Origin of the sequence: Winogradskyella ludwigii, from assembly GCF_013403985.1 — a bacterium.
GTDB classification, from domain to species: Bacteria; Bacteroidota; Bacteroidia; order Flavobacteriales; family Flavobacteriaceae; genus Winogradskyella; species Winogradskyella ludwigii.
Genome location: NZ_JABFDF010000001.1, coordinates 545,454 through 557,616, shown reverse-complemented (window position 1 = coordinate 557,616; position 12,163 = coordinate 545,454). Strand labels below are relative to the sequence as shown.

The following is a 12,163-nucleotide window of genomic DNA, read 5'->3' as shown; positions in this document are numbered from 1 at the left end:
ACCATGGAAAAGCAAAATATTTCGGTAGGTCTAGATATAGGAACCACTAAGATTGTGGCCATGATTGGTCGCAAAAATGAGTACGATAAAGTTGAGATTTTAGGTTTAGGTAAAGCCAAAAGTATGGGAGTGCATCGTGGTGTGGTTAATAATATCACCCAAACGATTCAGTCTATTCAACAAGCTGTGCAAGAAGCAGAAGCTGCGGCTTCCGAGAAAATTGATCAGGTTACCGTTGGGATTGCTGGTCAGCATATTCGTAGTTTACAACATAGTGATTATATCACGAGACCAAATTCTGATATAGTTATTGATGAAGAGGATATAGATCGTTTAATTAACCAAGTTCATAAGTTAGTTATGCTGCCTGGTGAAGAGATTATTCATGTTTTACCACAAGAATTTAAAATTGATGGTCAATCTGAAATCACAGAGCCCATTGGTATGTATGGCGGACGATTAGAATCTAATTTTCATGTTGTAGTTGGTCAGGTGTCTTCAATTAGAAATGTTGGGCGTTGTATAAAAAGTGCTGGTTTAACGTTAGAAGGTATCACGTTAGAACCTTTAGCTTCTGCAAATGCAGTATTAAGTAGAGAAGAGAAAGAAGCAGGTATTGCGTTAATTGATATAGGAGGTGGAACCACAGATTTAGCGGTTTTTAAAGACGGCATTATTCGTCATACAGCAGTTATACCTTTCGGTGGAAACGTAATTACTGAAGATATTAAAGAAGGCTGTTCTATTATTGAAAAGCAAGCCGAACTTTTAAAAGTGAAGTTTGGGTCTGCATGGCCAGGAGAAAATAAGGATAATGAGATTGTATCTATTCCAGGATTAAGAGGAAGAGAACCAAAAGAAATTACTTTAAAGAATTTATCTAAAATTATTCATGCTAGAGTCGTGGAAATTATAGAACAAGTTTATGTTGAAATAAAAAATTACGGTCACGACGAGCAGAAAAAGAAATTAATTGGAGGTATTGTTTTAACAGGTGGCGGAAGTCAGTTAAAGCATTTAAAGCAATTAGTTGAATATATCACAGGTATGGATACCAGAATAGGTTATCCTAACGAGCATTTGGCTGGTGATAGTGACGAAGATATTGCAAGTCCATTATACGCAACAGCAGTTGGTTTAGTAATGGATGGTTTAAAACGTCAAGAGCGTAAAAAAGAAGAAGAAATTGAAGAGGAAGTAATTGCAGAATTAGAAGAGGAACCTACAAAAACAATAGTAGATGAGCCTGTAATTCCAGAGCCCATAAAAGAGCGGCGTTCGTTTTTAGATAAATTAACAGAGGGTGTTAAAAAGTTTTTAGATAATGCGGAATAACCGTATTTATATTCAAACTTATTAGATTAGAATAAATTAAGAGTACTGTATGAGCCGTTAATAACCTGTTTATACTTATAAAGAATAGAATAATAGAAAACCCATAATAAAATGAGTAACAGCAACGAATTTGGAAACATTTCATTTGATTTGCCAAAGCATCAATCAAACGTCATAAAAGTAATTGGTGTTGGTGGAGGTGGTAGTAATGCCATCAATCATATGTTTCAACAAGGTATCAAAGGAGTTGATTTTGTAATCTGTAATACAGATTCTCAAGCATTACATAACAGTGGTGTTCCAAACAAAATACAACTAGGTGTTAATTTAACAGAGGGATTAGGTGCAGGAGCCAATCCAGATGTTGGGGAAGAAGCTGCAATAGAAAGCTTAGAAGACATTCGACGAATGTTGGATACCAATACTAAAATGATATTTATCACTGCAGGAATGGGTGGTGGTACAGGTACAGGAGCAGCACCAGTTATTGCTAAAATGTCTAAAGAACTTGATATTCTTACTGTTGGTATTGTTACTATGCCTTTTCAATTTGAAGGTAAAATGCGTAACGAGCAAGCGCAACGTGGTATCGAAAAATTACGTCAGCATGTAGATTCATTAGTTGTTATTAATAATAATAAACTTCGTGAAGTTTACGGAAACCTTGGGTTTAAAGCAGGTTTCTCTAAAGCAGACGAAGTATTATCTACAGCCTCTCGAGGTATTGCAGAAGTTATAACACATCACTATACTCAGAATATTGATTTACGTGATGCTAAAACCGTTTTAAGTAATAGTGGAACAGCGATTATGGGATCTGCTACAGCTTCTGGTCAAACTAGAGCGCAAGAAGCGATTATGAATGCTTTGGATTCTCCATTACTTAACGATAATAAAATTACAGGTGCCAAAAACGTATTGTTGCTAATCGTTTCTGGTTCTCAAGAAATTACTATTGATGAGATCGGAGAAATCAATGATCATATTCAAACTGAAGCAGGTCATGGAGCCAATATAATCATGGGTGTTGGTGAAGATGATGAGTTACAAGAATCTATTTCTGTAACTATTATTGCAACAGGATTTGATATCGATCAGCAAAATGAGATTTCTAATACGGAAACAAAAAAGGTTATTCACGCTTTAGAAGAAGTTAAGGAAACAGGTATTAGTACACCAGAAAAAGTGCCTGCTATTATTACTCCAGATATCGTTTTAGAAGAAGTAAAAGAAGCACCAATTGTACGTCATACTTTAATTGAAGATGATGTAGAAGATGTTAAAACGGAATCTAAAGTCCAAGAAAATGAAGGAACGGATTTAATAACTACTACAGATTTCTTAAGAAATATGAATGTGGTTTATGATGAAGTTTTAGATTCAAAAGCAGAAGCTACAATTGAGCCAGAGGACTTTGTTATTACTCCTATAGTTAATAAAGCCGAAGAAACAATTGAAGAAGTACAAGAAGAGCAAATCACATTTTCATTCGATTTACCTTTAGCTAAAAAAGAGCCAGAACAGGTTGAAGAGCCAAAAGCTGAAGAAAAAATGTTCTTTAGCTTAGATGAAGAAGTTAAAGAAATAAAGGTTAATGAACCGGTTGAAATTATCCCAGTAACTGAGGTAAATAACGAAGGTGAAAAGCGATATGCTTTAGATGATTTTGAAACATTTGAATCAACTATTAATACCAAAAATGAAAAAACAGAAGTAAAGGAAGAAATTGTTTTTGAAAAGAAAACACTTCCTGTTCGTGAAACTGCAGAAATAAAAGAGGAAGAGATTGACCCAATGAACAGTCCTATCTCTGAGTTACTTGTAGCTCGTGCAGATGAGCGTAGACGTAAAATGAAAGATTTCAATTATAAGTTTAATAACGCTAAAATAAATGAAATTGAAAAAGAACCTGCTTACAAAAGACAAGGTGTTAATTTAGAAGATGCGCAGCATTCTTCAGAAACTAGAACTTCGAGAATGTCTGTTGGAACCGACGAAAACGACGACATACAGTTAAGAAGTAATAATTCATTTTTACACGATAATGTAGATTAATAGCAAGTTTAATTTATGGTGTAAAATACCAATGTCTGGTCCAAAAAGTGAGTATAACTTTTTGGACTTTTTTTTGGCTTAAATTTTAGAGGTTATGTCTTATTCTGCATAAGCTATGAGAATCTTTTTACTATCTTCGCAGTTCTTATTAAAGCAACATATTATGAGTTTACAAGTAGATGTTATGACTGCGATGAAAGCAGCAATGAAAGCAAAAGATCAAACAGCATTGGCTGCTTTAAGGGCTGTAAAATCAGAATTATTATTAGCACAAACGGCTTCAGGTTCTAAAGAAGAGATATCTAAGGACGAAGAAATAAAAATCTTGTCTAAAATGGTAAAGCAGCGTAAAGATAGTGCTGCTATATTTTTGGAGCAAAACCGAAATGATTTGGCAGATCCAGAAATAGCACAAGCAGAAATAATTAGTCAGTTTTTACCAGCACAACTTTCTGAAGAAGAAATTTCAGAAGAAGTCATGAAAACAATTGCAGCAACTGGTGCAGAAGGCATGAAAGATATGGGAAAAGTAATGGGAATGGTAAGTAAAGCCTTAGCAGGAAAAGCAGATGGTAAAACAATTTCGAGTATTGTAAAAGCGAAATTATCATAAGACAATAAAAAAATAGTCCTGTTTTTACAGGAAATCAATGGCTGCGTAGTTCAACTGGATAGAATATCAGATTTCGGCTCTGAGGGTTGGGGGTTCGAATCCCTTCGCGGTCACGAATAAATAGTTTCAATAGAAAAAACGCCAAGCTAGCTTGAGCGTTTTTTTTGTTGAAACTATTTTCAAGACGGAGCTTAAGGGATGCGCAGCAATCCCCTAAGCTTCGTGTTGTTTTAAAAGAATAGATTGTAAGCTCGCTTGAGCGTTTTTTTGTTGCGCTAGAGTTTTCAATCTAGAACTTAATGGGAGTAAAACGATTGTTAGGTTTTATGATGTTACAATATCATAAATACTTAGTTTTTTTTAGTACTTTTCTTAGACTCTTTTATCTGAATTTCAATAATGTTAGCTTTGCTGTCTGTCGCTTCGTTAGCAATAAATAAACGTCCATCTTTACTAAAAGCAATACCTTCTGGTTGAGCAAATTTACGTTTATCTAGTTCATGCACTTTTAATACTTTTCCTTTACTATTTAAGACCAGTAGCTTTGGCTTTTTACCTTCTAAGATGTAAATATCTTTTGTTTTTGGATGAATAGCGATATCCGAAGGGTTAAAAGTCTTTTCTATTTTTTTATGTCTATATTCTTTAAATATATCGGCCTTTAAATCAATTTTAACAAATGGTAAACTATCCATTTGTTTGGTGTTTAACGGAATTTGATAGATAGATTTAAAGTGTTTGCGCCCAAGGTCTTCATCTTTTGGTATGGTAAGTAATCTATTATTTTGCTTATCAAAAGTTAAGCTCTCTATGTTATTATCTTCGTTAAAAGGGGTTTCAAATTTTGAAATTTCACGATCTTCAGAAACGTAGTTTTTTATTTCATAAATTACTCCATCGCTACGCATGACATAAGCATCATCTTTATTTAAGGTTAAAGCTTCATAATCACCAGAGCCTGCAAATTTTATTCGGTTTATAATTTTATTCTTACTCACGTCATAAATAAAAAGAATGCCGTCTTCATCTTGGATACATGCAAAAACATTATTACTAACCCAATAAAGTCCACTGATTTCATTTAAACTCTCTGGTAAGTTATAGGTGTTTTTAATTTTGTAAAAGGGTGCATATTTGGCATCAATATTAGCACTTCTTTTAACCAGCGCATTAGTTACTGGTATTTGCAAAGCCAGCATTATAATACCAAAGCTGGCTACAAGGATAGCTGTAATGTTAGATTTAAGTTTTTTTAAAGTGTTTTTAAGCATAGATGTAATTTAATAAAATCAATCCATAAAGCCCTTTAATAGGTGTAGATATTGACACTAAATTAACATTTTAGGGACTTCCATTGGTCTATTATATTAAAATAGCATGGTCGTAGAGTGATGGCTTATTCTTTTAATTTATAGGTTAATTTTAGCATTTTTTCACTCAGACTATATAACCAATAAAGTTGTTCCCAAATTAAATGTGCTTCTTTGTGCGTGTGTTCACTATCGAATTTTTGTATTGTATCATTTATAAGTCTATGTACTGGAAACGTAAATGGTTCAGGTGTAAATGTTGAAGAGCTAGTTTTTGAACTCTCAAAATTAATAACTTTTAATTGCGAGCAAACATCATCAAGATTAGCTATTATTTTATCTGAGATTAGTATAAAATCTTCCGAAACTTTTGTTGTTGAATAGTTTTGAATGTAAGTACTCAACGACGCTAGAGAGGCTAGAAAAGAATGATTAATAACCACTAGTTCATAAATATCGTCAATATGATTTTGTTTAGATTCTGGTTCTTGTGCCATACGCTGAAATGCAGAACTTAAATTCGAAGTTTGTAAAAACGCGTCTTTTCTATTTACTTTTAAGCTTGTTGGTATTGCACCTTTTTTCTGATAATAGTTGCTAATAGATTTAAAAAATGTGGTATTAGCTTTTAAACTATCTTTTATATTATCGCCAATATCCATAAACGACCAAGCAGGTAAAAGCCAACGCATGGCCATAAATGAAATTACAGCACCAATGAATGTATCTAAAACTCTAAACTGTATAACTTTTATAATTTCAGGCTGTAAAATGGCATAGATAAATATAACACTGAGCGTTATAAACGTTGCAGATGCTTTGTAGTTTTTCTGCACCATGGAAAATGCAATGACTAATGACAGAATACCAATAGCTCCGTAAACATAAGGATCATGCACTAAAAGTACTAACGCACTGGCTAAAACGGCACCAATTAAGGTTCCAATCATACGATCTTTAGAACGGGTTTTTGTAAGTCCATAACTTGGACGCATTATTACTATAATGGTAAGTATAATCCAATATGGATTCTGAAAATCGAATAATAATCCAATACCATACCCTAACATTACAGTTAGAGCTAACCGCAGTGAATGTTTGAAAATGGTAGATTTTAAACTGAAATTTCTAAGTAGTAATTTAGGATTGTAATCTTGCGATTCAATGAAACGTTTTAATTTGTCTTTTTTTATATAATCTTCAGAAGTCAATTCAGGATTTCCTAAAAGCCATTTTATTTTCTTTAGTTTTTCAAATTGTTTCTTTTGGTAATCCAAGAAGTTTTGAAGCATTAAATAGTTTTCGTAGTCTTCAAGATGATCTTCTATTTTTAATTTCAAGATGTCATTTTCGAGAACTTTAAAAGCATCAGAAAGTATTTTGTTAGGTGGGAATTGACTTGGTTTGTTAAGGTTTTTTGCAATGGCACACAATTGACGCGACAATTCGGATAATAACTCCTGAAAATCAGTTTTAAATTCAGCATGAACTTCAAAAAGCGCATCCATTTTATCATAATTTACAGGGTTGGCAATGGCAGTTTCTAATAGTTCTATTAATTGAACAAAAACCAATAAACGTTTGCCATGATAGTTAGACTTTCCTGAACTTTTACGTGATGAAATCAAGATTTCTCGTAAGGTAGCATGATGCTCAGTAAGTTGACTTTGTACTGTCATTAACTGAGTTTGCAAATCTGTTCGGTTGGGTTGTTCGCCTATAAGTTGTCTTCTTATATTTAAAAAATTAGACGTCAGTATAAAAGTTTCAGTTAAGGTTTCTTTGGTTTGGGCTTTTGGATTCATATAAAACCAAAGTGTAGATAATACCAAATACCACAAGCCACCAACACCAATTAGCAGTGCATATTCGTAGACTTCCAAAGTTTCTGAAGTATGAGCAAAACTCAAAACCAAAGCCAATAAGCCTGAAAAGCTAATTAAGGAAGCTCTAAAACCATAAATTGAAATGAAAGCAATACTAAACGTTAATAACCCTAAAATAGGAAAGAGGAAGAAATTTGAAATATTAAGGTAACCTCCAATAAAACTAATTATAACCACTAAAATAGCAGAAAAAAGAATACCAATTTGTTTATGTTTAAGACTCCCACTTACGTCGCTTGGAGAGCACCAAAAGGCACCAAAACATAGCGCAAGTCCTATTTCAAAATGATTAGTTGTGAGGCCTAAAACAATAGGAGTCGTCACAGCAATACCAATCAATACAGCTTTTGAAAAGCTAGTGCTTTTAAAGAACTCTATTAATTCTTTGGTTTGTTTTTGTATTAACTTAAAAATGGGATTAATAATTTTAGGGTTGCACGTAAAGGTACAACTTGAATAAATACGCTCGCTATATTTTTGTGTTGGAAATAAGGTAGGTGATGAAGATTGTAAAACGTACTTAAAACGACTTCAGCATAAAAATTTAGAACAATTTTTATGCTGAAGCTATGTCAAAAAAAATAATATAATTATTTAGTAATTATTTCATAATACGTGTAAGCTGAAAAAATTTCTTATAATCATCAGGTATAGTATCAATGTTTAATAATGATCCTTCTTCAATTGGAGGATAGATATCATGGTATGTTTTTACATCATAAAGTCCAACCCTTTTACTAATATGATCACGTGTTAATTCCGCCGGATTATTAAGTCCTGCAGCAGCGACAAGTTCCAGAAAACTATGAATTGTTGCTTCGTGATAGCGTTTTGCTCTTGGTGCTTTATCTTCTACAACTAACCCTTTTACTAAAGATGGGTTTTGAGTTGCAACACCAACTGGACACGTATTAGTATTACATTGTAATGCTTGAATACAACCAATAGACAACATCATAGCACGTGCACTATTACAGCCATCTGCACCTAAGGCTAAAGCTCTAGCCATGTGGAAACCTGTGATTATTTTTCCAGCAACAATAACTTTAATGTCTTTTCTAAGTCCAAAACCAACTAAAGTATCATGAACAAAAATAAGACCTTCACGTAATGGCATTCCCATAGAGTTAGAAAACTCAACAGGTGCAGCACCTGTTCCTCCTTCTCCACCATCGACAGTGATAAAATCAGGAAGAATACCTGTAAAAATCATAGCTTCACAAAAATCCATAAATTCTTGTTTTCTACCAAGGCATAATTTAAAACCAACAGGTTTTCCATCTGAAAGCGCTCTCAATTTTTTAATAAAATTCATAAACTGAATAGGATCAGAAAATGCAGAATGCGAAGGTGGAGAATGTACTGCAACTCCAGGTTTTACATGTCTTATTTTAGCAATCTCTTCAGTGTTTTTTGAAGCTGGTAAAATACCACCATGACCAGGTTTGGCACCTTGAGATAGTTTTATTTCTATCATCTTAACTTCTGGTCTTAAAGCATTCTCTCTAAAAGTAACGTCATTAAACGTACCATCATCATGCCTACAACCAAAATATCCTGTACCAACTTGCCAAATTAAATCGCCACCATGCTCTAAGTGATAATTACTTATAGCACCTTCGCCTGTGTTATGTGCAAAATTCCCCATTTTAGCACCTTTATTTAAAGCGAGAACTGCATTTTTACTTAACGATCCAAAACTCATAGCAGAAATGTTCAGTAAGCTCGAAGAATAAGGTTGTTTACAGTCTTTACCACCAATTATCAAACGAGGAAATTCACCAATATCTTTTGGATTATGTTTGGCATACATTGAGTGTTCTAGCCATTCGTAACCAGAATGATATAGATCCATCTGTGTGCCAAAAGGTTCTGTGTCGTTCTCTCCTTTGGCTCTTCGATATATTAAAGATCTTAAGATTCTGTTTAGAGGTCGTCCTTGCGTATCTGTTTCAACAAAATATTGCATTATTTCAGGTCGTATAGATTCTAAAATATATCTAAATCGACCTAAAAGTGGAAAGTTACGTCTTATCGTGTGTGAGGTCTGAAAAATATCGAAAAGCCCCATTATAATTAATGGTCCTAATATTAGAAAAAACCATAGTGCTGGTAGCCAAATTTGAGCTAGTCCTATTGTTGCTAGTGTTAGCACTATAGAAATTAAAATAAAATATTCACGAACTTTCATATTGTTAATTTTAAGAAAGTGCAAAGATAGTATTACGTAATCAAATAAAACATTATAGATTAATAGTTTGTTATTATAGACCTGATGTTTTTAGAAATCAACATCTATTGTAATATAAATTCTGGTTGTGATAAAACGTTTTAAGATAGGGTTTTACCTGAATTAGTAATAATAAATTAAGCTTTGGTTCTACTGCAAAATGGTAAGGCTATAGATTCAAAAAACGATACCTTTGTTAGTGTCTTTTCACGGTTTTGGAGTTGTTCTTAGTGCTATATATTTTCGTGATTTTCACTGAATACTGTAATTTCTTGCTGTTAATGTATAATTTAGACAGGTTAAGATTTAAAATAACTTAATACATCATGAATATTTTTATAAAACAATCACTTTACTTAGGACTATTAATTATGTCTAGTATTGGATTTTCTCAGGATGATGATGTTGAGGTTTTTGGAGTTTTAGTTGAAGAAGACAATTCTCAACCAATTCCTTATGTGACTATTGCGCTTTATGATATAGATACTAAAGGTATAATTTCAGGAACCACAACAGATGAAAACGGTAAATTTAGTATCACCACAGATTCATCTAATTTTTATATCGAAATAAGTTTTATGGGCTATAAAACTAAAAAAATCTCTGATTTTAAAGTTAAAAATGCTAAAATCGATTTAGGCATCATTAAGCTTTTAGAAGACAACGAAGTGCTTGATGAGGTTCTTATTACAGGTGAAGTGTCCAAAACGGTGTTTAAGTTAGATAAACGTGTGTTTAATATTGGTAAAGATATTAGCAGCACAGGTGCAAGTGCATTAGAGGTACTAAGTAATGTGCCTTCCGTAAACGTTAATATTGAAGGTGAAGTTAGTTTACGTGGCAGTTCTGGTGTTCAGATATTAATCAACGGAAAACCATCGGTTTTAGCAGATGAATCTAGTAATGCTTTAGGAACTATAACAGCAGATATGATTGAAAGTATTGAAGTTGTTACCAACCCTTCCGCTAAGTACGAAGCCTCAGGAACAGCTGGTATTTTAAATATTATATTGAAAAAAGAAGAGAAAAAAGGATGGAATGGTTCTGTATCTGCTAATACAGGAATTCCAGATAACCATAGTATTGGTTTAAGTCTTAATCGTAGAACAGAAAAGTTTAATTTATTTACTCAAATGGGAGTTGGGTACCGTTCCTTACCGCGAGAAAATGAAGCCATAAATAGGGATTTAATTAGTGATGAAGTTGTTTTTAGTGACGGTACATCTTACAGAAATGAAACATTTTATAACCTAACTCTAGGTACAGATTACCATATAAACGAACGAAATGTGATTACCTTATCAGGGAATTTAGCTTATGAAATTGAAGATCAACCGTCAGATACAAAATTTAGATTTTTTGATTCTACTAATTCACTTGTGTCAAGTTGGTTAAGAAATGAAACAACGGAAGCCACAAATCCAAAGTATCAATATGAGCTAAATTATAAGACACAGTTTGACGACGACGATGAGCATTCATTACAATTTAGTGCATTAGGACGGTTTTTTGGGAAAGATCAATCATCTCAGTTTGTAAATACAATGTTATCTGGAACTGACGTTGGAAGTGATCAGCAAACAGAAACAAATTTTCAACAATCAGATTATACATTTAAGGCAGATTATACAAACCCTTTATCTGAAACTTATACAATTGAAGCAGGAGCTCAGTATGTGATTAATGATGTAGGCAATGATTATGAAGTTAGAGATTTAACAGGGGGAAGTTATGTTGTTAATAACGATCTTACCAATAATTTCGAATACAATCAAAAAGTATTAGGAGTCTATTTTACGGGATCTTATGAACTTGAAAAATGGGGATTAAAAGCTGGTTTAAGAATAGAAAATACCGATTTAAATACTGTTTTGACAAATACAAACGTATCCAATTCTCAAAAATTTACAGATTATTTCCCATCCTTGCACTCCTCATATAAAGTAGGTGATAATACCTCATTTCAGGCAGGATATTCAAGACGAATCTTTAGACCAAGGTTATGGGACTTGAATCCCTTTTTTAATATAAGTAACAATTTTAATATTCGTCAAGGAAACCCAGATTTGCAACCTGAGTTTACAGATTCTTATGAGTTAACTAGTATTTATAGACTAGGTAAAGCATCTTTTAGCTCTAGCATCTACCATAAATACACGACCGAAGTTGTAGAGCGTGTATCAACTTTTAACGATAACGTAACTATTACCACACCTCAAAACATTGGTACAAACGCTTCTACTGGTTTTGAAACCAATGGAAAATACAGCCCAAACAAATGGCTCACATTTACAGGAGATTTTAATTTTAATTATTTTGATCGCGTAGGTACGTTTCAATCACAATCGTTTGATTTCTCTGGTCGCCAATGGTCATCACGATTAGGTTCTAAAATTGGATTGCCAGCAGATATTGATTTAGAATTAACAGGGAATTATCAATCTGGTTACGAAACTATTCAGGGAGATGTAACAGGTTTTGCGTATTTAGATTTAGGAATCCGAAAAAAAATATTTAAAGGAAAAGCCATTGCTAATTTAGGCGTACGTGATTTATTTGAATCTCGAATTTCGGAAAATACAGTATCTCAGGCAACCTTTGAGACTTATACTTTTAGTAAAAGAGGTCGTTTTATTACCTTAGGTATAAGTTATGGTTTTGGTAAAGGCGAAGCCATGACGTATTCTGGAGGAAGACGACGATAGTTACTATTTTTTCATATTTTTAATACATA

The 12,163-nt window shown here is 33.1% G+C and carries 7 protein-coding genes and 1 tRNA gene; 5 read left to right on the top strand and 3 right to left on the bottom strand.

Going from position 1 to position 12,163, the window contains the following annotated elements:
* The first annotated feature begins 3 nt into the window (after positions 1-3).
* The 4 genes from ftsA (at position 4) to HM981_RS02370 (ending at position 4,116) form a co-directional block, all read left to right on the top strand.
* Complete coding sequence (gene ftsA, locus HM981_RS02385; protein WP_179336985.1) at positions 4-1,335, top strand: cell division protein FtsA; 1,332 nt, start codon at positions 4-6, stop codon at positions 1,333-1,335.
* Between the two features lie 111 nt (positions 1,336-1,446).
* Positions 1,447-3,390 (top strand): cell division protein FtsZ, encoded by a 1,944-nt coding sequence (gene ftsZ, locus HM981_RS02380; RefSeq protein WP_179336984.1) that lies wholly within the window; start codon positions 1,447-1,449, stop codon positions 3,388-3,390.
* Between the two features lie 163 nt (positions 3,391-3,553).
* Positions 3,554-4,003, top strand: a complete 450-nt coding sequence (locus HM981_RS02375) for a GatB/YqeY domain-containing protein (RefSeq protein ID WP_179336983.1) — start codon at positions 3,554-3,556, stop codon at positions 4,001-4,003.
* Between the two features lie 39 nt (positions 4,004-4,042).
* Positions 4,043-4,116: transfer RNA gene (locus HM981_RS02370), tRNA-Arg, on the top strand.
* 237 nt (positions 4,117-4,353) lie between these two features.
* Here HM981_RS02370 and HM981_RS02365 read toward each other — a convergent pair.
* From HM981_RS02365 to HM981_RS02355, 3 genes are all read right to left on the bottom strand, one after another.
* Positions 4,354-5,274, bottom strand: a complete 921-nt coding sequence (locus HM981_RS02365; RefSeq protein WP_179336982.1) for an SdiA-regulated domain-containing protein — start codon at positions 5,272-5,274, stop codon at positions 4,354-4,356.
* A 125-nt stretch (positions 5,275-5,399) separates the two neighbouring features.
* Positions 5,400-7,538 carry an FUSC family protein gene (locus HM981_RS02360; protein WP_218846237.1) on the bottom strand — a complete coding sequence of 713 codons (2,139 nt, stop codon included), beginning with the start codon at positions 7,536-7,538 and terminating at the stop codon, positions 5,400-5,402.
* A 262-nt stretch (positions 7,539-7,800) separates the two neighbouring features.
* Positions 7,801-9,390 (bottom strand): FMN-binding glutamate synthase family protein, encoded by a 1,590-nt coding sequence (locus tag HM981_RS02355; protein WP_179336981.1) that lies wholly within the window; start codon positions 9,388-9,390, stop codon positions 7,801-7,803.
* A 365-nt stretch (positions 9,391-9,755) separates the two neighbouring features.
* Here HM981_RS02355 and HM981_RS02350 point away from each other — a divergent pair, with 365 nt between their 5' ends.
* Positions 9,756-12,134, top strand: a complete 2,379-nt coding sequence (locus HM981_RS02350; RefSeq protein ID WP_179336980.1) for an outer membrane beta-barrel family protein — start codon at positions 9,756-9,758, stop codon at positions 12,132-12,134.
* Positions 12,135-12,163: the final 29 nt, after the last annotated feature.

Excerpts from the sequence above, each read along its gene's own strand:
- HM981_RS02375 (WP_179336983.1), top strand. The coding sequence starts at position 3,554 with ATGAGTTTACAAGTAGATGTTATGACTGCGATGAAAGCAGCAATGAAA.
- HM981_RS02350 (WP_179336980.1), top strand. The coding sequence starts at position 9,756 with ATGAATATTTTTATAAAACAATCACTTTACTTAGGACTATTAATTATG.
- ftsZ (WP_179336984.1), top strand. The coding sequence starts at position 1,447 with ATGAGTAACAGCAACGAATTTGGAAACATTTCATTTGATTTGCCAAAG.
- HM981_RS02355 (WP_179336981.1), bottom strand. The coding sequence starts at position 9,390 with ATGAAAGTTCGTGAATATTTTATTTTAATTTCTATAGTGCTAACACTA.
- ftsA (WP_179336985.1), top strand. The coding sequence starts at position 4 with ATGGAAAAGCAAAATATTTCGGTAGGTCTAGATATAGGAACCACTAAG.
- HM981_RS02365 (WP_179336982.1), bottom strand. The coding sequence starts at position 5,274 with ATGCTTAAAAACACTTTAAAAAAACTTAAATCTAACATTACAGCTATC.